This is a genomic window from Ruegeria sp. BHSA123, from assembly GCF_059613425.1.
In genome coordinates this window covers 79,941-104,269 of the sequence record NZ_JBXWSL010000010.1, presented here as the reverse complement: position 1 = coordinate 104,269, position 24,329 = coordinate 79,941, and the positions used below count along the sequence as shown (strand labels likewise).

General features: G+C 57.1%; 25 protein-coding genes and 1 tRNA gene. 13 read left to right on the top strand and 13 right to left on the bottom strand.

Annotated elements, in window-relative coordinates; genetic code table 11:
* The first annotated feature begins 13 nt into the window (after nt 1–13).
* Together AC2FNC_RS08070 and AC2FNC_RS08065 are read left to right on the top strand one after the other, a co-directional pair.
* A complete protein-coding gene (locus AC2FNC_RS08070; RefSeq protein WP_209504394.1) occupies nt 14–1,069 on the top strand; it encodes a sugar phosphate isomerase/epimerase family protein in 1,056 nt (351 codons plus the stop codon).
* Nucleotides 1,069–2,223, top strand: coding sequence for a Gfo/Idh/MocA family protein (locus AC2FNC_RS08065; RefSeq protein ID WP_209504393.1), 1,155 nt, complete (start codon nt 1,069–1,071; stop codon nt 2,221–2,223). Before AC2FNC_RS08070 ends, AC2FNC_RS08065 begins: the two co-directional genes overlap by 1 nt.
* A 164-nt stretch (nt 2,224–2,387) precedes the next feature.
* On the opposite strand, the gene AC2FNC_RS08060 is transcribed toward AC2FNC_RS08065, so the two are convergent.
* The gene (locus AC2FNC_RS08060) at nt 2,388–3,266 is read right to left on the bottom strand and encodes a LysR family transcriptional regulator (RefSeq protein ID WP_209504392.1); all 879 of its coding nucleotides are present in this window, start codon (nt 3,264–3,266) and stop codon (nt 2,388–2,390) included.
* Between the two features lie 163 nt (nt 3,267–3,429).
* Between AC2FNC_RS08060 and AC2FNC_RS08055 the strand changes: the two genes are divergently transcribed.
* From AC2FNC_RS08055 to AC2FNC_RS08035, 5 genes are all read left to right on the top strand, one after another.
* Nucleotides 3,430–3,693, top strand: a complete 264-nt coding sequence (locus tag AC2FNC_RS08055) for a DUF4242 domain-containing protein (protein WP_209504391.1) — start codon at nt 3,430–3,432, stop codon at nt 3,691–3,693.
* Nucleotides 3,694–4,168: 475 nt separating this feature from the next.
* Nucleotides 4,169–5,179 carry a tryptophan--tRNA ligase gene (trpS, locus tag AC2FNC_RS08050; RefSeq protein WP_496715018.1) on the top strand — a complete coding sequence of 337 codons (1,011 nt, stop codon included), beginning with the start codon at nt 4,169–4,171 and terminating at the stop codon, nt 5,177–5,179.
* Between the two features lie 484 nt (nt 5,180–5,663).
* The gene (locus AC2FNC_RS08045; RefSeq protein ID WP_496715016.1) at nt 5,664–5,867 is read left to right on the top strand and encodes a DNA-binding protein; all 204 of its coding nucleotides are present in this window, start codon (nt 5,664–5,666) and stop codon (nt 5,865–5,867) included.
* Complete coding sequence (locus tag AC2FNC_RS08040; RefSeq protein WP_058272706.1) at nt 5,867–6,373, top strand: helix-turn-helix domain-containing protein; 507 nt, start codon at nt 5,867–5,869, stop codon at nt 6,371–6,373. Before AC2FNC_RS08045 ends, AC2FNC_RS08040 begins: the two co-directional genes overlap by 1 nt.
* Entirely contained in the window at nt 6,351–7,409 is a 1,059-nt protein-coding gene (locus AC2FNC_RS08035) for a tyrosine-type recombinase/integrase (protein WP_480624747.1), read from the top strand. The genes AC2FNC_RS08040 and AC2FNC_RS08035 overlap by 23 nt, the downstream gene beginning before the upstream one ends.
* Before the next feature lie 3 nt (nt 7,410–7,412).
* Here AC2FNC_RS08035 and AC2FNC_RS08030 read toward each other — a convergent pair whose 3' ends face one another.
* From AC2FNC_RS08030 to AC2FNC_RS08010, 5 genes are all read right to left on the bottom strand, one after another.
* A complete protein-coding gene (locus AC2FNC_RS08030) occupies nt 7,413–9,248 on the bottom strand; it encodes a 7-cyano-7-deazaguanine synthase (protein WP_496715013.1) in 1,836 nt (611 codons plus the stop codon).
* Nucleotides 9,241–10,047 (bottom strand): hypothetical protein, encoded by an 807-nt coding sequence (locus tag AC2FNC_RS08025; protein ID WP_496715011.1) that lies wholly within the window; start codon nt 10,045–10,047, stop codon nt 9,241–9,243. Before AC2FNC_RS08025 ends, AC2FNC_RS08030 begins: the two co-directional genes overlap by 8 nt.
* A 107-nt stretch (nt 10,048–10,154) precedes the next feature.
* Nucleotides 10,155–10,231: transfer RNA gene (locus AC2FNC_RS08020), tRNA-Arg, on the bottom strand.
* Nucleotides 10,232–10,252: 21 nt separating this feature from the next.
* Nucleotides 10,253–10,729, bottom strand: coding sequence for a GNAT family N-acetyltransferase (locus AC2FNC_RS08015; protein ID WP_480518577.1), 477 nt, complete (start codon nt 10,727–10,729; stop codon nt 10,253–10,255).
* Nucleotides 10,730–11,041 (bottom strand): ETC complex I subunit, encoded by a 312-nt coding sequence (locus AC2FNC_RS08010; RefSeq protein WP_480518575.1) that lies wholly within the window; start codon nt 11,039–11,041, stop codon nt 10,730–10,732.
* 269 nt (nt 11,042–11,310) lie between these two features.
* On the opposite strand from AC2FNC_RS08010, the gene uvrB reads away from it, so the two are divergent.
* Nucleotides 11,311–13,497: an excinuclease ABC subunit UvrB gene (gene uvrB / locus AC2FNC_RS08005; RefSeq protein WP_496715008.1), complete on the top strand. Its 2,187-nt coding sequence runs from the start codon at nt 11,311–11,313 to the stop codon at nt 13,495–13,497.
* Between the two features lie 7 nt (nt 13,498–13,504).
* On the top strand, nt 13,505–14,401 hold the full coding sequence (locus AC2FNC_RS08000; protein ID WP_209507881.1) for a DUF5677 domain-containing protein: 897 nt from the start codon (nt 13,505–13,507) through the stop codon (nt 14,399–14,401).
* A 253-nt stretch (nt 14,402–14,654) separates the two neighbouring features.
* Here the strand turns inward: AC2FNC_RS08000 and AC2FNC_RS07995 are convergent, their stop codons facing one another.
* Nucleotides 14,655–14,945 (bottom strand): antibiotic biosynthesis monooxygenase family protein, encoded by a 291-nt coding sequence (locus AC2FNC_RS07995; protein WP_209507883.1) that lies wholly within the window; start codon nt 14,943–14,945, stop codon nt 14,655–14,657.
* 257 nt (nt 14,946–15,202) lie between these two features.
* On the opposite strand from AC2FNC_RS07995, the gene AC2FNC_RS07990 reads away from it, so the two are divergent.
* Nucleotides 15,203–15,994 (top strand): formate/nitrite transporter family protein, encoded by a 792-nt coding sequence (locus tag AC2FNC_RS07990; protein ID WP_496715005.1) that lies wholly within the window; start codon nt 15,203–15,205, stop codon nt 15,992–15,994.
* Between the two features lie 110 nt (nt 15,995–16,104).
* The gene (locus AC2FNC_RS07985; RefSeq protein WP_496715003.1) at nt 16,105–16,812 is read left to right on the top strand and encodes an ORF6N domain-containing protein; all 708 of its coding nucleotides are present in this window, start codon (nt 16,105–16,107) and stop codon (nt 16,810–16,812) included.
* A gap of 15 nt (nt 16,813–16,827) precedes the next feature.
* Here AC2FNC_RS07985 and AC2FNC_RS07980 read toward each other — a convergent pair whose 3' ends face one another.
* The 6 genes from AC2FNC_RS07980 to AC2FNC_RS07955 form a co-directional block, all read right to left on the bottom strand.
* Nucleotides 16,828–17,256 (bottom strand): excalibur calcium-binding domain-containing protein, encoded by a 429-nt coding sequence (locus AC2FNC_RS07980; protein ID WP_496715001.1) that lies wholly within the window; start codon nt 17,254–17,256, stop codon nt 16,828–16,830.
* Nucleotides 17,257–17,388: 132 nt separating this feature from the next.
* Nucleotides 17,389–17,796, bottom strand: coding sequence for a universal stress protein (locus AC2FNC_RS07975; protein ID WP_480475256.1), 408 nt, complete (start codon nt 17,794–17,796; stop codon nt 17,389–17,391).
* Between the two features lie 64 nt (nt 17,797–17,860).
* Complete coding sequence (locus AC2FNC_RS07970; protein ID WP_480475254.1) at nt 17,861–18,187, bottom strand: antibiotic biosynthesis monooxygenase family protein; 327 nt, start codon at nt 18,185–18,187, stop codon at nt 17,861–17,863.
* A 140-nt stretch (nt 18,188–18,327) separates the two neighbouring features.
* Nucleotides 18,328–20,616: a glycosyl hydrolase family 28-related protein gene (locus tag AC2FNC_RS07965; RefSeq protein ID WP_496714998.1), complete on the bottom strand. Its 2,289-nt coding sequence runs from the start codon at nt 20,614–20,616 to the stop codon at nt 18,328–18,330.
* 138 nt (nt 20,617–20,754) lie between these two features.
* Nucleotides 20,755–21,156: a DUF4864 domain-containing protein gene (locus AC2FNC_RS07960; RefSeq protein WP_480475250.1), complete on the bottom strand. Its 402-nt coding sequence runs from the start codon at nt 21,154–21,156 to the stop codon at nt 20,755–20,757.
* A 48-nt stretch (nt 21,157–21,204) separates the two neighbouring features.
* Entirely contained in the window at nt 21,205–22,779 is a 1,575-nt protein-coding gene (locus AC2FNC_RS07955; protein WP_480475248.1) for a lysine--tRNA ligase, read from the bottom strand.
* A gap of 390 nt (nt 22,780–23,169) precedes the next feature.
* On the opposite strand from AC2FNC_RS07955, the gene AC2FNC_RS07950 reads away from it, so the two are divergent.
* Nucleotides 23,170–23,907 (top strand): class I SAM-dependent methyltransferase, encoded by a 738-nt coding sequence (locus tag AC2FNC_RS07950; RefSeq protein WP_496714995.1) that lies wholly within the window; start codon nt 23,170–23,172, stop codon nt 23,905–23,907.
* Nucleotides 23,904–24,278, top strand: a complete 375-nt coding sequence (locus AC2FNC_RS07945; protein WP_480604824.1) for an EamA family transporter — start codon at nt 23,904–23,906, stop codon at nt 24,276–24,278. Before AC2FNC_RS07950 ends, AC2FNC_RS07945 begins: the two co-directional genes overlap by 4 nt.
* Nucleotides 24,279–24,329: the final 51 nt, after the last annotated feature.

The following is a 24,329-nucleotide window of genomic DNA, read 5'->3' as shown; positions in this document are numbered from 1 at the left end:
GGGAGGAAATTCAATGAAGACAATCAAAGGTCCAGCTTTGTTTCTTGCACAATTTGCCGGGGACGAAGCGCCGTTCAATTCGTGGGGCGCGATCACTAAATGGGCGGCTGACTGTGGATACAATGGCGTTCAGGTTCCCAGTTGGGATGGCCGGTTGTTCGACCTCGAACAGGCCGCATCCAGCGTCGGTTACTGCGATGAGTTCAAAGGCAAGGCCCAAGAAAATGGCGTCGAAGTCACCGAGCTTTCAACGCATCTTCAGGGTCAGCTTGTTGCCGTTCACCCAGCCTATGACAGTGCGTTTGATGGCTTTGCAGCGGAAAGCGTCAGAGGAAACCCTAAAGCCCGTCAAGAATGGGCCGTAGACCAGGTCAACAAAGCGCTATCCGCTTCGAAAAATTTAGGCATTTCGGCACATGCGACATTCTCAGGCGCGTTGGCATGGCCATATGTCTATCCTTGGCCGCAGCGCCCTGCCGGTTTGATTGAAACGGCATTTGATGAGCTTGCGCGCCGTTGGGTGCCCATCCTGAATCACGCCGATGAATGCGGTGTCGATGTCTGCTACGAAATTCACCCCGGAGAGGACCTCCACGATGGTGTGACCTACGAGATGTTTCTCGAGCGGACAGGCAATCACCCACGGGCCTGCATGCTATACGACCCGTCGCATTACGTGCTGCAATGCCTCGACTATCTGGACAACATCGACATCTACAAAGATCGAATTCGGATGTTCCATGTCAAAGATGCCGAGTTCAACCCGACCGGGCGGCAAGGTGTTTATTCCGGGTATCAAAGCTGGGTAGATCGGGCCGGGCGGTTCCGCTCACTGGGCGATGGTCAGGTGGATTTCGGTGCAGTTTTCTCAAAAATGGCCGCGAATGACTTTGATGGCTGGGCTGTGGTCGAATGGGAATGCTGCCTCAAACACCCCGAGGATGGAGCGCGTGAAGGTGCTCAATTTGTGTCAGATCACATCATCCGTGTGACCGAGAAAGCCTTTGATGATTTCGCCGACGGTGGCGCTGACGAAGCCGCCAATCGTAAAATGCTGGGGATTGAGTGATGGTCACAGGACGCAGTGAAGAAACCTCAGGACGCATTCGGCTTGGCATGGTTGGCGGCGGAAACGACGCCTTCATAGGGGGTGTTCATCGCATCGCCGCGCGATTGGACGACAAGTTCGAGCTGGTTGCCGGTGCTTTGTCTTCGACGCCAGAGAAATCTCTTGAAAGTGGTCAGGCATTGGGGCTCGAACGGGTCTATGAAGACTTCAAACAAATGGCGATTAGGGAAGCCCGACTGAAATCTGGGATCGAGGCAGTCTCAATTGTCACGCCAAATCACGTTCATTATGCAGCCGCACGTGAGTTCCTGAAACGCGGTATTCATGTAATTTGTGACAAGCCACTCACCTCGACCCTTGCCGATGCGAAAAAGCTGGTCAAAGCAACAGAAAGTGCGAATGCCCTATTCATTTTGACCCACAATTACACAGGCTATCCAATGGTTCGGCAGGCGCGTGAAATGGTTGCCAACGGCGACATTGGCAAGATCCGCGTGGTTCAGGTTGAATACCCACAGGATTGGCTGACCGAGCAGCAGGATTTCAAACAGGCGGAATGGCGAACCGATCCCGAACGCTCGGGCGCGGGTGGATCAACCGGTGACATCGGAACTCATGCATACAACCTTGCCTGCTTCGTGACCGGGCTAAAAGCGGAAAGCCTTGCGGCAGACTTGCAGGCCTTTGTGCTGGGGCGCAAAGTCGATGACAACGCCCACGTCTTACTTCGCTTCAAAGGCGGAGCGCGCGGTATGCTGTGGTCTTCTCAGGTGGCTCCCGGCAACGAAAACGCACTTCGTTTGCGCGTCTATGGCGAAAAAGGCGGGTTGGAGTGGGCTCAGGAAGATCCCAATTACCTGTGGTTCACGCCATACAACGAACCAAAGCGTCTAATCACACGAAATGGAGCTAGTGCTGCTGATGCAGCCAACCGGTTGAGTAGAGTTCCTCCGGGACATCCCGAGGGATATCTTGAGGGGTTCGCGAATATCTATGGAGAGGCTGCTGAAGCGATCCAAGCTTTCCGAAATGGTATTTCACCTGACGCTTCGGTTGTTTATCCAACAGTCTATGACGGGCTCAATGGCGTTAAATTTGTGGCCGCGTGCGTGCAAAGCTCTTCAAGGAATGCGGCTTGGATCGACTTAGCTTAGAATCTGGTTGTGGGCATAGGGCAGAAGGGGGTTGTCACGTTAACTTGCCGTTTAATGAAAGTGTCGCAAACTCTTGGAACGACCAAAGGAAAATACGAGCGAAAAACTCTAACTACAAACGGCAGGAAAATCGGGTTTCAGAGCAGGCCCAAAACCGAAGTTTTTTATCCCGGCCATGCAAAAGTCTGCGAAAACCTCATCAGCGCATCGAGAGCCGGCGAGTATTTTCGGCCAGGGACTGTAAAGGCCGCGATAGTTCTTGAAACTTCTGGCTCCACAAGCGGGCGCTGCAACAAGCCCGGCAGAGTAACCGAATACTCAGGCATGAAAGCAAAACCAATGCCTGCAGCAACCATTGCTTGTACCCAATCTTCGCGCTCAGAACGGAAGCGAGCGTAAAGTTCCACTCCTTTTGACTGACAAACGGACATTACCATCTCGCGCAACTCGCAAGCCAAACGATCTACATAGTTTTCTCGAGATAAATCTTGGAGCGAAATTGAGTTTAGTTGTCCAAGGCGGTGCTCCGGCGGAAAAACAACCACATATCTTTCGACGTAAAGTGGTCTAGCCCTAAACTCTTCTTCCAGTTCTTCAGTCAGCGTCATCAAAGCGACATCGATATCACCATCAGAAAGTTTTTTCTTGAGATCCGACGCGCTTGCTTCATTGACTGACAACTCCAAGCCGCTGTGGTTTTTCTCGAATTGAGCCAGAAACCGTGCAAGGCGAACGTGCCCAATTGTTGAAAGGACACCTAAGCGCAACGGCACCTTTTCAAGCAAACGAAAATTCTGAGCCAGCGCTTGTGTAGCTTCTGCTTCGTCAACGATGTGCTGTAGATGCGGCAGCATTGACTTTCCAAAGTCGCTGACCAAAATTTTCCGGCCTTCCCGATGAAAAACCTGTGCGCCAAGTTCGGTCTCTAATGACTTGACGCCCTTGGTAAGCGCTGGTTGGCTTACATTGCATTCTGCGGCAGCTTTGGTGAAATTCAGATGCTTTGCGGCAGATAAGACATATCTAATCTGAGACATCTCCATATTGGGGCACCTCGTCACTGATGGCGAAAGACAATCACAACGCAGGATACACCGTTTTATCCAAACCTGGAGTTATTAAGTCATAAGGTATCGATAGTTCCCCGAGCCGACGCTCCATAGTGTAATAGATGCACTGGTTTTGATTGTTCGGAAAGGGAACGAGATGTCTGTTTTTATGGTCGAAAGAAACCTCAAGGGTATCACCATGGATGACTTGGGTGCTGCTCAAAAAGCCGCGATAGCAACAGCACAGAAAATGACAGCAGATGGCGACAAAATCAGCTATGTTCGTTCAACATTTGCTCCCGAAGACGGGCGCTGCATGTGCTTGTTTGATGGTGAAAGTGCCGATCAAGTTCGTCGATTGAATGATACCGCCGGACTTCCTTACGACAAGGTCGTGGCGGCAATGGATCTTACCCCGTGACGACTTCTGAGCTTTGGAGTTGTGATTGGGCCCTGAGTACGTGCTCTAGGGCCCTCAGCAATGGTTGAACAGTTTGCAGAGAAATGCAGGTTCGTCCACAGAACGTGAGTTCAATCATCTCCAGATTTAGCACGCGCGGTGAATGGCCTGTCTGGCGAGCAGCGGCGCAGCATCCAGACCAGACGGCCAAGGGCAGCAAAGGGCCGTACTTGCATCGCATAGCGACCCCGATCGCGAACGTACTGCACCGCATCCGAGTTCAGCCTCGAGCCCTTTCCACCATTTGGTTGACGAGTAATCTCGCAGACGATAGCCAGTGTTCTATGGTAAACACTTCGATCATCGCAATGACTTGGTGGCTGGCCTCCTGACAGGGTGGCCCGATGACCAAACGTATTCCGAGGCCGCCGCATGGGCGGCCTTTTGTTTTCCGAGCTTCCCGATGCTCCGTATCCCGTTTCATGAGAAGACGCAAATGAACAGACCAACCATTCTGACAGGTGACCGCACCACAGGACCGCTTCACATCGGGCACTATGCAGGCTCGCTTGCAAACCGGCTGCGCTATCAGGGCAGTCATGAACAATTTCTGCTGCTGGCGGATACTCAAGCCCTAACCGACAACGCCCATGACCCGGAGAAGGTGCGGCGCAGCGTGATGGAGGTCGCGCTGGACTATTTGGCCGTGGGCATTGATCCCTGTCGCACCACCATCTGCCTGCAATCGCATCTTCCGGCGTTGGCCGAGTTGTCGATGCTCTACCTGAACTTCGTCACGGTCGCGCGGCTGGAACGGAACCCGACGATCAAGGACGAAATTCGCGTGCGCGGGTTCGGACGGGATATTCCCGCCGGATTTCTGTGTTATCCGGCGGCACAGGCGGCGGACATCACAGCCTTCAAGGCGACGGTCGTGCCGGTCGGCGAGGATCAGGCCCCGCTGATCGAACAAACGAATGAGATCGTGCGGCGCATCAACGCAACCTCAGGCCGCGCCGTGTTGCCCGAGGCGCGGGCGATCATCCCCAGGGCGGGCCGGTTGCCCGGTATCGACGGCAAGACCAAGATGTCGAAATCCGGTGGCAACGCCATTGCGCTGTCCGCGTCGTCCGAGGAGATCCGAAATGCTGTCAAGGCGATGTTCACCGATCCGAACCACCTGCGTCTCGAAGACCCGGGCTGCATCGAGGGCAATGTCGTCTTTACCTATCTCGACGCCTTCGATCAGGACCAGGACGGGCTTGCCGAGCTCAAGGCTCAGTATCAGAGAGGCGGGCTTGGCGATAGCAAAATCAAGGCGCGTCTGGAAGCTATCCTTCAGGAGCTCATCGCCCCAATTCGCGAGCGTAGGGCACAGCTCTCCGAGGACCGGGGATACGTCCTTGAGGTAATCAAAGAGGGCACGGAACGGGCGCGAGAGCGCACCGAGGCGACAAGGCGCGATGTGGTTAGTGCCTTGGGTCTGTTCCAGTTGTGGGTAACCTGAGGCGGGCGAACCGGATGAAGGTCCGTTTCGCCCGCGACCATGCGTTCGACGGGTCTTCGTTTGTGCGTTTGCAGCGAACGGCAGGTTCGACGGATCGCAGTGCAGAGGAGTGGATCTTCGGAAAATGACTGGAATGGGCCGTCCATTGTAGGACCAACGGCAGCGACGCACGCTTCGCACGTATTTGGGCCGACCGCAGCAATTTGCACTCTGGGCTCGAAGCCGTCTTCCAAGCATTTTTGATTAACGTCAGCTTTCGGGTCATTTGCAGCCGCTGACTCCCTGCGATTTGGATGGCAAGGTCACGCATTTTGCGGTTGGGTCACACCTTTCTGATTCAAGTCACATAATATCAATGATTTAGCCCTGGCATGTGTCACGCCTTTATTGGCGGCGGCCACAGATTTTAGAGATCCGAACTCTCACTTTGTTCAACAGAAGCGGACCGAACTTCCTCGTGCCGCAGTGAGCAATTGAGGTTGATATGCCCAAGTTGACACAAGATCAGCTGGCGGAGCGGTGGCACATGTCGCCGCGGACGCTGGAGCAGTGGCACTGGCTCGGAAAGGGCCCCAGGTTTTTGAAGATCGGCGCGCGCGTTTTATACGATGAAGGCGTGATCGAAGCCTTTGAGGAGGCGCAGGTCTGCCAGAATACATGCGGACCGATTTCCGGGGAGGGTGTGTAATGGCAAAGTCCTTCCCCTCACACAAAGTCAAATCGCACCTTGTCTACACAGTCTGGGAGGTGGCGGACGTTTTAGGCTGCCATCGCCAGACCGTCATTCGCTGGATTGGGAACAACGGACTTGCGGCTGATACCAGCAGCAAGCCCTGGTTGATCGAAGGACATGTGCTCAAGGACTTCCTCGGACAAAGACAACGCAAGGCGCGGTGCAAGTTGGCATTGCATCACTGCTACTGCCTCAGCTGCAGAGGTCCGCGCGAACCCGACGGCAAGATCGCTGACTATGTTCAGGAAACAGCTTCCAGCGGCCGCCTAACCGCCCTCTGTCCGACGTGTGGTGCGGTCATGAACAAGATCATTCGCCGTTCAGATCTGGAAGCCATTCAGGCCAAACTGGAGGTCACACTTCAACAAGCCTCCCCAAGATTAGTGTCCTGTACCGAACCCCATTCAAAAGTGACCTTGAAAGAGGAGCCAGAGACCCATGCCAAAACACACCTCGGATAACCTGCGCATCAAGCGTAAACACCTTGTCTGGCTGAAGGACGCAAAGGGGCTGTCGCAATCTTCGATCGACAAAGCCGCAGCGTCGATTGCCATCTATGATAAATGGCTCAAAGGTAAGGATTACAGGGCGTTCCATTCAGAAAGGGCGCGCGCGTTCAAACGCCATCTGCAAGGTCTGCGCAATGAACGAACGGGCGCGCCACTGTCAGCAGCTACGATCAACGGAGTGCTGCGCGATGTCATGAAGTTCTTTGACTGGATGGCGGACCAACCGGGGCACAAGTCCAGGATCTCGCGCGCAGACATTGCCTATCTCACGCCGGATCGCAAATCGGAACAGGCCCGTCGAAGCACCCTGTGGAAGCCGCATCCGTCCCCTGAGCAAGTAAACCACCTGTTGTCCATCTTGCCTGCAGAAAAAGTGATCCAGCGCCGTGACCGCGCCCTGATCGCTTTCCTTTTCCTGACCGGATCACGTGAAGGTGCCGCCATCACCGTGCGGCTGCGTCATGTCGATCTAGCCAATAAATGCGTTCAGTTTGACGGCCGTTCCGTGGATACAAAGTTTGGAAAGTCCTTCACGACCAGTTTCTTTCCCTTCGGTGATGATGTCGAAAGGATTCTGCGAGACTGGATCACGGAGCTTCGTCAGGACCATCTTTTCTCGGACACGGATCCTCTGTTCCCAAAGACACGCGTCGCTGTTGGCCCGTCCAGACGGTTTGAGGCAGTAGGTATCGCGCGCGAGCCGTGGGCCGGCCCGTCGTCTGCGGCCAGGATCTTCAAGCAATCTTTCGTCAACGCCGGGCTGCCACCGTTTTCGCCGCACCGCGTGCGAGATACGATCGCAGAGCTGGCAAAACTTCACTGCAGGACACCAGAGGACTATAAAGCCTGGTCGCAGAATATGGGACACGACGACGTGATGACGACGTTCAGCTCCTATGGTTCTGTTTCACCTGGCCGTCAGGTCGAACTGATGGGGCGGTTTCGCCGCCGTGGACCGTTGCCAGACGAGGACGCGGTTATTGATTAATGATCAACTCCGGTGACGGACCCGAACGACCACGCGCTCGGGAGCAAGCCGGTATCCGTTCCAAGAGAGATTTTCGATCAACTCTTGGGGCTTATCAACTGACAGACCAGCGGACTCGAATCTCTTTGCAATCGTTCTTCGCGCGGTCAGTATTCTCCGCCTAACGACTTCGCTGGTTTCAACGCCTAATTTTTCGACGAGGTCGCCAGACTTCAAGCAGGGATACTCCAAAGGTTCGAGACCTTTGCCTGCCGCACGGAGCCACTCTTCAGCCAAAACGATCAACAGATCCGCTGTGGCGTTTTTCTTAAGCTCAATATGTTCGCCGATCAAAACCAAACTTGAGGTTTTGTCGATTTCTATGGTCAGCGGTGGTTTCTCTTTCTCGTTTTTATCAACTGAGGGAGCCGGCACGAAAGGCAAGGACAAGGCGCTCTGCATCTCGCCATATAGTCTTGGCAAACTCTGTTCTGGGAACTCGCCGGGTGACTTGCTTTCGAGAGTTCTGCGCATGACAGATGTGACCGCCTTGCCGTGGCGGTTAAGCAAATCTGCGATCATCGACATGGCTGTGTCTGGTGGACTGTCGAGATGATTGACCGCGTCCAGAACAACCGGGAAACTCCGGGCCAGCGCATCTGGTGTGGCGTTCTCGAAGAACACTGCATTGCGTACGTAGGACAACGCCATCTCCCGGTCGGTCCCGTTCGGTCGAGCGTCCGACACAAGGTCCACGCGATAGGCATCTTCCGGGTCAAATCGCTCCAACCCCTTTGAAAGCATCGCGAACCGCCGATCGATACACTGAGAACAGCGCCCACAATGGAAGTATTGATGGGTTTGATTATGCACATCAGCGCAACTGCGCGTCTCAACGATCTGGTCTGCCATGCCAAGATGGGAGATACGTTCCAAAACGTCTGCTTTTGTCCGAGCAAAGAATGGATTGTCGACCCGCATGTCATTTTCAAAAACAAGCCGCAGAAGACCGGTGAACAGCTTCAGTGTCTTTGGATGCGTGGTTCGCGTCGCTCGTGTTCCAACGACGTTGCCGACCAGCGGTAGGTTGAGGCTCACGACCCCGTTTTCATGGAACGACACGCGGTCCAGCCCAAAGGCCGTTGCAGTGATCGACCCAAGTACCGCAAACAAGAATGAGCGTGTGCGATGCGTTCTTTCCGCGGTCGATCGGCTCTTCAACTGGGCGGTCATGGGAATGTGACGGCACATTTCCGGTCCGTACCGTTTGCTCAACGCTGATATCAGCCGTTTCTGGACCGGCGCTATTTTCGTGGACGAGGCACGACTGACCAAAGCAACCCGATGCTTCTGTTCTACGATTTCTTCCACAGCACCCGCAAAGGAATCGAGCCCGCCGGAAAACATCAGGACGCGGTGGGGCTTCCATGAACTATTTCGGCCGAATTTGAAGAAGCGCGATCGCTCTGCATCCGGTTCGTCTTTGGTCGAAAAAGAAAATTCAAAGCGGTCGCCGGATAGAAACATCAACGTTTCTTCCAGAGCCTGTATTACGCTCTCACGTTGCCAGAAATCCAGATCGCGTACCGGCATGGTGGCTACGAACCGTCTGTGCCACTTCTCACCCATCTTCTGATCCGCCGGGCCACCACGGCTGACTGCCGCGTCCGCGCAATAGACAAGCGCGGCAATCTCCAGCAAATCGAGCGCACGATCCTGCAGGGCCTCGACCAATTGACGGTTCAATTGTCCAATCCGCAGCGTCATTGCGACTTCGCGGCCAGCAATGTCGAGACGCAGGACTTCATCACCGCCGCTTTTTGTCAGCGGCGGCAACCATCTGACTTCAACTTCAGACAACGGCGCGACGGCGCCCAAACTCCGAGCGCATCTTTTTGAACGCGTAAGCTGTGAACTTGTCTATTGCATCGCGATCAAGCGCCTGCTTTTGCCAGACGGTTTTGCCATACCAGCCGCCTGCATATTCTTCGACAATTCTAGACACTTCAAATGTGTGCTGGGCGAGGGCTTTTTGAAATGTCACTCGCTGTGCATCGGTGGAAAAGCGTCGATCCTCGCCAGTGTGATTGGCGAGTTCTCGGCTCAGATAATAGTCTAGCGAGCGGTATGTCAGCCGGGCAAAGAAATCCCGCGAGAGTCTCGCAAATGCATCACCCGAGGCGAAGCTCGCGAGTGCTTGGCGAATTTCTTGCGGTGTCGGTTCAAACAGGGATGGCAACCGGTCGTGCAGCTGAACGGAAAGGCTTTCCAAGAGCGCGACCTTCGCCAATTCTCCTGCATCTGAGGAACTTCGGAGATCGAAGCTGTTGCGATCAATGGCACGATCCAAACCGGCCAGCAAGCCGGTCACTGAACCGAGCTCCGACGTCGCAATGCCCAAGTCAGCCAAAGCGTCTTCGAAGCCAGGAGCCCTTGCAAGCAAAGGCAGCCTCACGAGGAGATCACTTACAAACTGAAACCTGGGGTCACGACTCGCCCGTGCGAGATCGCTCTCAGATGCATCCGCTGCGGCCTCGGCGATCTCTTCGACTGACGCATCGGTTGCGATCAGATCAACGACCTCGCGCCACTTCCTGGACCGAGGCAAAGTGCCAAGCCTGATGTGTCCCATCAGTTCCTCCCCTGTCTGCAGAGTCATGCAACCCTCGGGCGAATGTAAAGGGAAAAATCGGCACCTACGCTTACCCTACGCTTACCTATCAAGCAAGATACGCACGAGGTTAATGCATAAACATTTGAAATTATTGGCGATCCCTGAAGGACTCGAACCCTCAACCTGCTGATTAGAAGTCAGCTGCTCTATCCAGTTGAGCTAAGGGACCGCTGCGCCCTTCTTGCGGTTTTTACCCGCGGGGTTCAAGAGGCAAGCGCATGAATGCGCTGTTGGGATCGTCAACATACCCAAAGATTGGCCCGCAATAGGAATAGCCCAGCGACTCATACAGCTTGCGGGCGGCATCATATTCGCGAAGATGGCTCGCCCCGGTCTCAAGAACCAAAGCCTCGCACCCCTCTGCGCCAGCCTGTTCAGCCAGATGCGTCATCAGCACGTGCGCCAGCCCGCGCCCTCTTGCCTGCGCCAGAATATGCACCGATTTCACTTCGGCGGTTCCATCGGGCAGCGCTTTCAGCGCACCGCATCCCAATGGCTGCTGTCCGTCAAAAATGGCCCAGAATCGCACCCCCGGGCCAGCCAATGCTTCGGCGTCCATCGTGTGGTTGCTTTCCGCAGGTCCCGCAGTTTCGCCATGGGCAAAATGCGCCTCGACAATCGGGCGTAATACGTCCGATGTCGGGTCAGCCTCGCGGATTTCGATCATTCAGTGCGTCCAGGGGGCACGCCGGTCGGTTGCGAAATTCTCGCCATAGCCCCGCGCACGCAGATTGGGTTTGCGCTTGTGCGGCTCGCTGACCTCAGCATCGATACCGTGGGCCTTGGCATAATCCAGCGCCTCTTCCCTCGTGTCGAACTTCAGGCGCACCTGAGCCTGCGTGTCGCTGGACGACGTCCAGCCCATCAGCGGATCAACCTCGCGCGCCGAGGCCGGGGCGTATTCCAGAACCCATTTGCGGGTCTTGGCCATCCCCGAGGTCATCGCATTTCTTGCGGGCTGGTAAATCCGTGCGCGCATGTCGCCTCTCCGTACTCACTTGGCTGAGCCCGTTTATGCGTCAGAGCGCGCCCGGGGGCAAGATTGCAATTGTCGCGGCCCTCGCCCGCGAACTCATGCCAGAAACTGTCATCAGGCTGGGATAGGATCGCGCCAAACAAACGCAAGAACATTACACCATCTCACCCCCGCACAGTCTCAGACCGCATTGCGCGCAATGAATTCGGATCGGCCCTTGCAGTTGGACAAAATAAGAACAAATGTAAGGGCCTGACGCCCGGAGCCTGCCTATGCCATACGCCCATTCCGACAAGACCCAATTGACCGCCGAAGACGTGCGCGCCCGCCTGAAACTGGAAGGCGGCAGGCAATTCGTGATGCATACCGAATTCAATCCGGCGGGCGATCAGCCCACGGCGATCAAGGAATTGGCGGGCGGCGTGCTGGACGGGGAACGCGATCAGGTGCTGCTGGGCGCGACCGGAACGGGCAAGACCTTCACCATGGCCAAGGTGATCGAGGAAACCCAGCGCCCCGCCATCATCCTGGCCCCCAACAAAACGCTCGCCGCGCAGCTATACGGTGAATTCAAGGGCTTCTTCCCCGAAAACTCGGTGGAATATTTCGTGTCCTACTACGACTATTACCAACCCGAAGCTTATGTGCCGCGCTCTGACACCTACATCGAGAAAGAATCGCAGATCAACGAACAGATCGACCGGATGCGCCACTCGGCCACGCGGGCGCTGCTGGAACGCGATGACGTGATCATCGTCGCCTCGGTGTCGTGCATCTACGGTATCGGTTCGGTCGAAACCTACGGGGCGATGACGCAGGATCTGAAGGTCGGTCACGAATACGACCAGCGGCAGGTGATGGCCGATCTGGTGGCCCAGCAATACCGCCGCAACGATCAGGGGTTTCAGCGCGGCTCGTTCCGGGTGCGGGGCGACAGTCTGGAAATCTGGCCCGCCCACCTTGAAGACCGCGCCTGGAAACTGTCCTTCTTCGGCGAGGAACTGGAACAGGTCACCGAATTCGACCCGCTGACCGGCGAAAAGACCGACACGATGGACCATATCCGGGTCTATGCGAATTCCCACTATGTGACGCCGAAACCGACGATGCAGCAGGCGATCATCGGGATCAAAAAAGAACTGCGGATGCGCCTCGACCAGCTGGTCGGCGAAGGCAAACTGCTCGAGGCGCAGCGGCTGGAACAGCGCACCAATTTCGATCTGGAAATGCTCGAGGCCACCGGCGTCTGTAACGGGATCGAGAACTATTCGCGCTATCTGACCGGTCGCGCACCGGGCGAGCCGCCCCCGACCCTGTTCGAATTCATCCCCGACAACGCCATCGTCTTTGCCGACGAATCCCATGTCAGCGTGCCGCAGATCGGCGGCATGTACCGGGGCGACTATCGGCGCAAGTTCACGCTGGCCGAACACGGGTTCCGCCTGCCGTCCTGCATGGACAACCGGCCTTTGAAGTTCGAGGAATGGGATGCCATGCGCCCGCAATCCGTCTTCGTCTCGGCCACCCCCGCCGCGTGGGAGCTCGACCAGACCGGCGGCGTCTTCACCGAACAGGTGATCCGCCCCACCGGCCTGCTGGACCCGCAGGTCGAAATCCGCCCCGTGTCGATGCAGGTCGACGACCTGCTGGACGAGGTGCGCAAGGTCGCCGCCGATGGCTATCGCACGCTGGTCACAACGCTGACGAAACGCATGGCCGAGGATCTGACCGAATACCTGCACGAACAGGGCATCAAGGTGCGCTACATGCATTCCGATATCGACACGCTGGAACGCATCGAGATTCTGCGCGACCTGCGTCTGGGCGCGTTCGACGTGCTGGTCGGCATCAACCTGCTGCGTGAAGGGCTCGACATTCCCGAATGCGGGCTGGTCGCCATTCTGGACGCCGACAAGGAAGGCTTTCTGCGGTCCGAGACCTCGCTGGTTCAGACCATTGGCCGCGCCGCGCGCAACGCCGATGGCCGGGTGATCATGTATGCCGACAAGATCACCGGTTCGATGGAACGCGCGCTGGCCGAAACCGACCGCCGCCGCGCCAAGCAGATGGCCTATAACGTGGAACACGGCATCACGCCCGCGACCGTGAAAAAGAATGTCGAGGATGTTCTGGCCGGGCTGTATGCGGGCGACGTGGACATGAACCGCGTCACCGCCACCATCGACAAACCGATGCACGGCGCCAACCTCGAGGCGCACCTGAACGGGCTGCGCGATCAGATGCGCAAAGCCGCCGAGAACCTGGAATTCGAAGAGGCCGCCAACATCCGGGATGAAATCAAACGCCTGGAAGCGGTCGATCTGGCCATCGCCGACGACCCCATGGCCCGCCAATGGGCGGTGGAAAAAGCCTCGGAGGACGCGGTTAAATCGCGCGGACGGTCAACGGCTGGACGGCCGGGGCAGCGGGGCGGGAATGTGAAGAGGCGGAAGAGGTAAAGTAACATTGCCTATTAATGAAGAAATCCTAGCGCACTTTGCCGAAATAAAACCAACCGAAATTCTAGAAGAGAAAATCTTAGCTTTCGATTCGGAGAGCGAATTCGTTGGTGTGTGCGTTGACCTGCTGATTGAAGCGGGAAGCTACTTAATAACAGCGGCATCAATTTACCCAAGTGGTCAAGATGGCTGGACGAGAAACGAGGCAATAATCGGCGGAAGCTTGGTACGGCTCTACAAGCTAATTGATGCCATACTGGATCAAACTTGCAAGCACCGGCTTGAGACTGCATTCATCCTTTCAAGATTGCATTTCGAGACAACGGTTAACTCCATATTTTTGATGAGAAATCCAGAGCAGGCGAACTTTGATAATTTTGTAGCCTACTCGCTGCAACACGAAGGTAAGCTTTTAGACACCATCGACAAAAACGTGGCAGAACGGGACGGGAATTCGCTGCCGATTGAAGACCGTATGCGTCGCTCAATTGAAAGAACGTTTCGAATGTCTCAGCTAGAGAAAAAAGACTTGCCCGCAAATCGAATGAGGGATTGGCAAAACAGTAGCCTTTACAAAAGAGCGAAAGCTATCGGCTTTGGTCAGGCTTATGATGCGGTTTTCGGCGGAGGCTCACAGATAGTCCACGGAAACTGGGGGGATTTGTACCAACATCATCTTGAACCTAAAGGGGACCGTTTTGTTGCCAAGACAAGCTTTAAAATTCCCCGGCCTCAATTCTTGGAAGTAAATGCAATTCACTCTGTTGCCGCTGTTTCGGAGTTCATTTGTTTTTTGGGATTGTATCAAGAACGTCCTGTTTTGGTGGATCTGTTCAACAGCTTTATTGAGCGAGTTAAAACGTTAAGCGGCTTCCACGAGAACTTCTTGGTCCAGAATTCGTAAGCAAGTGTAGGTTGGATTTCCAACCCGTCACTACCAAGCAAACAATACGCATGATCGGTTATTACTCCATCCTAATCGCTACCCCACACTCCGCATTTGCGCCTCGCTCCACCCTCCTCCACGTTTTAAATCGCAAGTTGTGATTCCAAACGGCTGCTATGACGAACGCGAACACCCTGCCCAGCGCGTGTGAGGTCCAAAGCGTTGTTCTCTCCAACTAAAAGAAAGGGCGGGTCTATCCCCGCCCGAACCGTTACCCCTTATCCCAATGGGCAATCACGTCGTACCCAACCGGCGTCGGCGGGCCTTCCATGAATTCAGCGAAATGGCCCCACAGCTCGGCCACTTTGGGCGCATTCGCGTTCGAGGTCGCTTCGCTTTCGACAACCGAGATCACATAGCCCGAACCATCCTCGTTCATCACATTGGTAAAACTGTGCATGCCGGGCATACCCATGATGTCGGATTTCAATTCATTCATCTTCGCCGTCGCCGCCTCGCGCGTACCGGGCTTCATTTTGTATTGGGTAATTCGTGCAAACATCACTATCCTCCGTCGTCTGGCAAAATTGCCATGTAACACGGCCGGAACGGCCCCGCCGCGCGCACCCTAGCACGACAGCCAGAAATCTCGCATTGATACCGGCGATTTGCGCCGATTTTCAACCATACACCGCACTGCATCCGGGCGGCTGTCCCTTCAGGGTTGCAGCCTCGCCCCCAGTGCGGTTGTTTTTGCACCGACGGATGCTTTGATCCCTATCAATGCCGCACCACGAATGCGTCGGCAAAGTGGGTCCCATGCAAACACGGAATCCAACCGGAATTGACGCCTACAAACCCGCCCAGATCGCCGAGCTGGTTGAAACCGCTGGCGTTGCCAAGGCACATCTCACGGTCGGCCAGACGCTGACTCTGGCGATACTTGCGGGTGTGTTCATCGGCTTCGGCGGGGCCGCCTTCACCATGGTCATGACCGGCGTTGACCCGGGGTTTGGACCGGCCCGGTTCCTGGGTGGCGTCGTGTTTTCTCTGGGCCTGATCCTTGTGATCGTCGGCGGGGCCGAGCTGTTCACCGGAAACGCCCTGATGACCATCGCGGCGGTGGATCGGAAAATCTCGCCGCGCGCCCTGCTGCGCAACTGGGGCCTCGTGTATCTCGGGAATTTGGCCGGGGCAATCGCGCTGGCTCTGGCCTTCGCTGCAACCGGTTTGCTGGACGGGCCCATGGGGGCCACCGCATCAGCAATCGCAAATGGCAAGGCCGACCTCTCGGCCACCCAAGCCTTTACGCGCGGCGTTCTGTGCAACGCGCTGGTCTGCCTTGCCGTCTGGCTGAGCTTCGCGGCCAGATCGGTGGTGGGCAAGGTCATGGCGGTACTCTGGCCCATTGCAGCGTTTGTCCTGTTGGGGCTCGAGCATTCCGTCGCCAATATGTACCTGCTGCCGCAAGGCGCGCTTGCGGGTGCCGACCTCGGTTTTGGCGCGGCCATCGGCAACCTGTTCTGGGTCACGATCGGCAATATTGTCGGCGGCGCAGGCGGCGTCGCGCTTGCCTATCGCTTTGCCTATCTGCGCAATACGCCCGGCTGAGCACGCAGTTTATCAGGTTTAGGGCAGGGAGATCCCCACACTCCACCCTTGCACCCCGCCCCACCCTCCTCCACGTTTGAAATCACAAATTGTGATTCCAAACGGCTGCCATGACGAACCCGAAAAACCTGCCCAGCGCGCATGAGGTCCAAAGTGCCATTCACAGGGTACGCGGCACCCGTGTGGTGCTGGCCGAGGATCTGGCGCAGTTCTACGGAAAATCCGTCAGTGCCTTCAATCAGGCGGTGTCGCGCAACACCGACCTGTTCGAAGGCTACCGCTTTCAGCTTTCCGATGCCGAGGTTGCCGATTTGCAATCACAGAATGTGATTTCAAAACCCAAAGGCCGCGGCGGGCGGCGGGTCAATCCGTGGGTCTATACCGATTACGGCGTGGCCATCGCCTCGGCCCTGTTCAAGGACCCGCGCGCGATCAAGATCACGCGGATGATCACCGAAGCCTTTGTCGATGGCGCGAACGCCCTGGCCGAGACCCCGCGCAGCGTGCCGGAAATCCTGCCCCCCGAACAGGCCCCTGCCCCGCTGCTGCCCAATGGCGACCAACTGCGCGAACTGGCTGAAAACATCCTCGATTCCGGCCAGCAGAGCCTTGTCGATTACATCGCCAACCCCACCACCAAACGCCAACAGGCCGTGGCGGTGATCATGAAGACGCTGGCCGAAACCGCCGGGGAAGAGGTCCGCACCCAACAGGAACGCCTGCGCCTGCGAATCGCCGAACGGCTGGCCACCGGCGATTATGCCAGTGACGACGACCGCAAAGGGTTGTTGGAACTGCTACAGGCGATGAAAGGCTAAACCCTTCCCCCGAATTCAGGGGCGCACGAACTTGGCGCTTCCCACCGACCGTTCGCGCGGCTTCAGCTGGTCTTGCGCCTGCACGGTGGTCGCGCGCGGCAGCTCCAGCTCGGCATACCCGCAGGCCACCCCGTCACCATCCGGGTCGTTGCGCTCATGATATCCCGGCTGCCCAGCGCGGAATGGACCGATCCCCATGGCCTGTGTCGCATCACATCCCGCCAGCGCGATCAGGTGGATCACCGCCTCGTCCCGCTCATAGCCCGAGGTGCGCAGAAAGACGCCCGTGGCAATCAGCGCGGTCGTCAGCGGCAGCAGCAGAACCATGACCAGTATCCTCAGCGGGGACAGCGCCTGCCGCCGCGCCGCCTCGGCGCGCTGGTGTCGTTTGGCCGAGCGCGGGTTCAGGTCAGGTGCTTCCTGCGTTGGTTTCTTGAACAACATGCCCAGACCCATAAGGGCAATATGTGGCAAAGCCGAGGCAACACAGTTCCACCGGGTTCAAAAAATCTGGCCCGGCCCGAAACCGCCGCCCGCACAGGCACAACGCGGCTTACTGTCAGTGATGTCCGACCGTCACCGGACCACATGCACCGCGCAAGGGGCGTGGCGCACAATATGGGACGCGGTGGATCCCAGCAGCAGATCCTGCATCCCCGGCCGGTGCGAGGCCACGATGATCAGGTCCGGGTGATGCGCCTCGGCCCAGTCCAGAATGGTCCGGCCGGAATGCCCTTCGATCACGACGCCCGTGGCATTCGGCAATTGCGACGCCAGCGTATCAAGCTCTGACTGAATCGCCTTTCGGGCCTCGGTCAGATATTCGGACGGCATGTACGAGATTGCATAATTTGGAATATGCTCAACCACATGCAGCAATGTGACCTGCGCGTCCGGCGTGGCCAGAACCCGGGCCAGTTTCAACGGCCCGGACGTGTCTCTTTCAGCATCGAAAGAGATCGGAACGAGAATGTTGTGATACATAGCATGCGCCTCCGTTTTGCAGGCTTACTTTGAAACAGACATGCACGGCAGGCTTTGATTCAGGTCAGGTAGAGCCAAATGTCTCTGCAACGTCATACATGACCGGCTCAAAGCTCTTGCACAGCTCGTTGATCTTGCGGTTGCGGTCGCGCATCTCGGCGGTCCGCAGCATGGCCAGGAAATCCTCGCGGCGTTGCCATTGCGAATAGTTGGCAATCCGGGTTTGCGCATCATTCACATGAAGCCCGGCAGAAACAAAGCCGGGCTGCTTCGAGATGAACTCGGAATAGGCGTCGGTCAGCGCCTCCAAAAGGTCCTGACAGGTGCCGGGCGTCATTTCAAACGTGGTGATAACTGTCTGAACACTGGCGTTTTTGGCGATTTTCGGCATCGGGATTCTCCATTTCTTTCCCCAAGCCTAGCACATCAGATTGAAACGTCGCCTATTTCCTTGCCGCTGCGCCAATCCGCGCTTTTCTGCGCCCGTTTGTCAGGTGGCTGGCCACCCGGTATGGGCGACCAGCCGCTGTTTCAACGCTCCATGCGCATCGTGACCGAGACTTCGCCTTTCAGGTGATCTGGCCAGCGCAGAATAAGACTGTCGCCACTGGCCCCCTGTTCGGTCAAAACATGAGGGGCCGAATAGACAAGGTTGTTGAACACCCCGGTCAGCGACCCGATGGCAGTGACCCCATCGCAGCCGCGCGCCTTGCCGCCAAATGGCAACTCGCCGTTTGCCGAAACCGCCCAGACATTCGCGACCGAGTTCTGCTGGCTGCGGACGCGCAGCGGGTTCGATGATCTCTTGGCAATCCCGTGATAGGTATTGTTCTCGTAGGTCACGTTCGAATGCCTGTTATTGTCCAGATCGGCAAAAGATGTATCGACCCGTTCCGCCCGATCGATCGAACCGCTGGTGGCGCGGAACTTGTTGCCGGTCACCGTCACGCCATTCAGGTAATGGCCAGCACCATAGGGGCGGATGATGATATAGCTGAACCAGGCCGGTGCATCGCTCGAGAAAAAGATATTGTCCGTGATGCTCATCGAACTGAACGAAAACCCGCTGGTATAGGTGGGCGCCGCATCCCGTTCATTGGTCCATTCGATAAAGCAGTTGTCGACATAGTTCTCGGCAATGGTCGAGGTGTTGTAGGTGCCGATCATGATCAGCCCTGCGGTACGGACCCCCTGCGGGATGCCGTCGCCCTGAAAGAAATGGTTGCCCAGAACCAAATTGGTGCCACCGCCCAGAACGGCAAAATGCTTGAACCGCACCGCCTGATTGTGACGCAGCTTCACATCGTTCGAGTTGGTGTTCAGCCCGATGGAGTTCCGGTCCGTCACGTCGAGCGCCTCTTCTGAGGACAGGAACTGGCAATTGTCGATCAGCAGTCCCTTGCACCCCGTCGCGGTCGAGGTCAGGCCCCGATCCTTCGGGCGACTGATAAAACAGTCTTTCAACGAAAACGTACTGCCCGAGGCCGCCAGACGAATGCCGCTGCACCGGCTGTTGCACTGAAACTCGATCTGCTCCATGCCGAACTTCCGCAACGTATCGAAACCGCTGAAATCCAGCAGGTATTTGAACGACTGAAAGGTAAAGGTCTGGGTACCGGCGGCGTCATAGATGGGCGCGCTCAGGGTCATCTCACCGGCGCCTATGTTCTTCGAGCGCACGTAAACCTCACGCCCGACACCACTGCCCTCAACCAGCGATCCCACGGGAATATTGGCCACATTGGCGACATTGGTCAGACGTGTCTTGTCCAGGGGGTCATAGGTGGCGACAGAGGTGAAGGTTTCTGTGTCCCAGGCGGTTCCGCTTTTGACATCGAACTGCCCGTTGCGGATCACGCGCCGCGTGGAAAAGCCGCTTTGCTTGTTGGGAACCGCAGCGGCCATGTCGATCGGCGCGGAAACGGAAATCTTGCGCCCGCCCAGATCCAGCGAATCGTGGTCCGAATTGTTCAGCAGCGCCTGAAACGCCTTCTTGAAGGCCAGCTCCTCATCTCCGAACGCCTCGATATATGCGGGCAGATGGAAATCCTTGGTCAGCAACAGCATCTTGTCATCCGGCATGGTGACGGTGCCTTCGAATTCAATCTCCGCATCGATGCTGGTGTTCTCCGCAAGGTGATAGGTGCCTTGCGGAACAAAGACCCGGCGGCCACCGGCGGCCTGATCCGCCGCCTCAAACGCAACCGAGTCATCCGTCACACCGTCACCAACCGCACCAAAGTCGCGTACGTCGACCAGGCTGATCATCTCGCGCAGAAAGAACCCGGTGACATCGGTGATCTCAAGATCATCGACGCGCACCAGCGCGCCGTTGGCCCCTTCGATATCCAGGCCGAAATGCCCGTAAAGGGCGGCCAGCCCCCAGGGCATGTCCACGCCCGGGCGCTGGCCGGTGCCGACAATCGCGGTGATCTCGTGAATCGTGCCATAGCCCGACAGCTGGGTGGCCGGCCCCTGCTCCACAACACCGGCTACGTGCACATCACCCGCGCCACCGGCCCAGGCTGCAATACGCACCGACGGCAACGGGCCACTGATCGCCTTGACCCGGGCTTTGATCTGCAAATAGCAACCGGGCAGAATCGGCGTCTGCCCCATGTAACGCAATTGCTGCGTTGTGTTGACCTTCAGGATTTCAAGACAACCGGCAAAATCCGCATCCGCCGGAACAAATACGCCCGTGCCGGACCCGCCATATGTGGGCGATCCGGGTGTTCCGTCCCCCGCAGACCAAACCGTCAGACCATTCGCGAATTGAGGCGGCATGAACACGATGCCGTCGGTGATTGCCTTGTTCATTGAAAACCCTTTCCCAATCGCGTCGCGCAAATCCGGCGACGCGTCCAAACCCCGTGTTCAGGTCCGCCCCGAACGCGACAGTCTGGATATCGAAAAGGAATTAATCACGGCTCATATCACCGTGACGGTGGTGTTGCCTCAGGCCGCAGGGTCAGCGGCACCCAACAGTTGCACCCCGTTGATCTTCCAGCCTTCCGTCAGCGGGATCATCTGATAGTCCAGAAGATGCACCCGCCCGTTACCGTCCGTAATCATCACCTTCTGCCACAGCGCGCCATCAACCTCGCGCAGTTCCAGAAAACGCACATCGGCAGGACGCCAGACCATGGGATAGCCATTGCGCACCATCGCGCCGAAATTGTCGGGGTTTCGAAACAGACGCTGGATGCTGGGGCTGGCAAAGGTGAAGGCGGTCGCAAAGTCATCCGCCCGGAAGGCCTGTATCTGCGCCGCGATATTGGCCTCGATCTCGGCACTCTGCGCAAACGCGCCCGACGCCAGCCCGGCGCTCAGGGATAATGCAAGCAATAATCGACGCATGGGGCCACCTCCTGTGCCAAGGATAGCCCCATGCCGGTTCAGGTCAAATCAGACCAGCTCTCCGGCCAGTGCCTTGTCGATCAGCGCGATGGTCTCGGGCACGCCGTAAAGCGCGATAAAACCCCCGAAGCGCGGCCCTTGCGAGGCCCCCAGCAGCACCTCATAAAGCGCCGAGAACCATCCTTTCATTGGATCAAACCGCTCGCGGCCGATGGCATAGACCACCGATTGCAACGCTTCATCCTCGGTCGGGCCATCATACGCCTCAAGCGCCGCTTTCAGAGCTTCCAGCGCCTCGCGCTCCTGATCCGTCGGCGCGCGATGCTTGCGCGTCGGCTTGACGAAATCGTTGAAGTACCGCACGGCGAAACCAGCAGCCTTGTCCAGATCGGGATGGCTCTCTGCCGTTGCCTCGGGCGCATAGCGGCGAATAAAGCCCCACAGCGCCTCCTTGTCTTCGGCACCGGAAACCGATGCCAGATTCAGCAGCATCGCAAAGGGAACGATCAGGGTCGATTCAGGGACGTCGCCGCCGTGAATATGCCAGACCGGGTTGTTCAACTGTGCCTTCAGGTCCTGCCCCGGATAGGCGCGCAGCTGCTGATGATACTCATCATAGGCTTTCGGGATCACGTCGAAATGCATCCGCTTGGCCGTCTTGGGCTTTTGGTACATGAAATAAGCCAGCGACTCGGTCGGCGCATAGGTCAGCCATTCGTCAATCGACACACCATTGCCCGACGATTTCGAAATCTTCTGTCCGTTCTCGTCCAGAAACAGCTCATAGCTGAAATGCTCGGGCGCGCGGCCACCCAAGGCCCGGCAGATCCCGTCATAGATCTTTTCGTTGGTCGCGTGTTCCTTGCCGTACATCTCGAAATCAACGCCCAGTGCCGCCCAGCGCGCCCCGAAATCCGGCTTCCATTGCAGCTTCACGTTGCCACCGGTCACGGGAACGGTCCATTCCTTGCCGTCTTCATCATCGAAGGTAACGGTATAGGTTTCGGCGCAGACCTTTTTCATCGGCACATACAGAACCCGCCCGGTTTCCGGGTGGATCGGTAGGAAGATCGAATAGGTCTGCTGGCGTTCTTCCCGCAGGCTTTTCAACATGATGGCCATCACGTCGTCGTAGCGTTCAACCGCACGCTTCAGAATCTCGTCGAACTGGCCCGAGCGATAAAAGTCGCGCGCCGAGTAGAACTCGTATTCGAACCCGAAGGTATCAAGGAACCGGCGCAACATCGCGTTGTTGTGTTCGCCAAAGCTGTCAAATTCGCCAAACGGATCAGGAACCGAGGTCAGCGGGCGCTGCAAATGCTCTTCCAGCGCCTCGGGGTTCGGCACGTTGCTGGGAACCTTGCGCATCCCGTCCAGATCGTCCGAAAAACAGATCAGCTTGGTCGGGATATCCGACAGCGCTTCAAAGGCGCGCTTGACCATCGTGGTCCGCGCCACCTCGCCGAACGTGCCGATATGCGGCAGGCCCGACGGGCCGTATCCGGTTTCAAACAGCACATACCCCTTTTCCGGAGCACCTTTCTGATAGCGTTTAAGCAACCGGCGCGCCTCTTCAAAGGGCCAGGCCTTGGACGACATCGCGGTTTCGCGCAGTTCAGACATTTCAATGTGCTCCATTGGGGAAACGGTCGCGGCTGCACCACGCAACCCGACCGGCTCCTCCTATTGTGCCAGTGCAGCATGAGTCAATAAAGCACCCGTGTTTTAACTGCCCGGAACCCGTGGAAAACCGCCTTGTCACGGGGTTTTGCCGCTAAATGACTGTACTGCCCGCCCTCAGCCTCTGATCCACGCCAGGAGCGTCCGCAATCCCGTACCGGTTTTTCCATCCGCAAGCCTTACTCCAGCCACACTCATAAGATGGGTTTGGCGCGCGAAACATAAAAGACACGGGCGACAGGCTTTGACCTGACCCGGATATTTCACGTGTTTGCACTGCGGTGCTACGATAGAAAGACGCCGGGAAACCTCCCCGGGACCAAAGGAAACTAGATGCGACGCGAAACCAGCAACCTAATCCGCTTTGTGCTCGAGGATATCGTCCCGCCGATCCTTCGCGACAGCGCCGCTTTTCACTGGCTTGCGTGCCGTGTCTGGGGGGAACACATTACCCGGCTGGCAGCGTTCCGCGAACGCGCGCCTTTTCTGACGGACGAAGAATACGAAACGCTCTACCGGGAACACCCGCGCGTGCATGATGGTACTGACAATTCCGACGCCTGCATTGACCGGATCGCCAGCGACATTGTTGGCAACAGCATCTGCGACGTCGGCTGCGGCACCGGGGCTCTGCTGCAACGCATCCGCGCCCTGCGCCCGGACATCACGGCCATGACCGGTGTCGATTTCGTTATCGATGACGCTGAAGCCATCGAAAACATCAGATATGTTGCCGCCCGGATCGAAGACCTGCCTTTTGAGGATAACAGTTTCGACACGGTCATCTGCACCCATGTGATCGAACATCTGCTGGATTACCGCCGTGCCATCGCTGAATTGCGCCGGGTCGCGCGCAAGCGGGTTATCATCGTGGTCCCGCGCGAACGGGAATATCGCTACAGCTTCAACCCGCATTTCAATTTCTTTCCCTACACCCACAGCTTTCTGCGCGCCGTGCATCCCAGCCCCAGCCTTCACACCTGCGAGGATATCGGGCGTGACATCTATTACTGCGAGGATCGACCGGCCGAGGAATCCACCGGAAAGCCCCTCAAGGATCAGGCTGCATGAGCGCAACCGCACCCACAGCACTGGTCTGGACCGGGCTGCTTCTGACACCTGTCATGATTTCGGTCGGACAGGTATTGTTCAAACTCGCTGGCGGGCGGATCGAGGGTCGCACCGCGACCGGTGCGATGGGGCTGTTGCATACCCTGCTCGACCCTTTCTTGCTCGTCGCGCTGGCGATTTACGGCACTGCAACGATACTCTGGATTTACGTCCTCAGGCATGTGCCGCTGTCGCAGGCCTATCCGTTCATGGCCCTCAGCTTTGTCTTGGTCCCCCTCGCCTCGTGGCTGTTCTTCGGTGAAACGCTGGGGCTGCGCTATTGGATCGGGGCGGGCCTTTTGCTCGGCGGTATGGCGGTAATGAACACCTGACCGGTTCAACCTGCCGCACAGTGGGGCAAAACAAGATGTTGAACCTGCCTT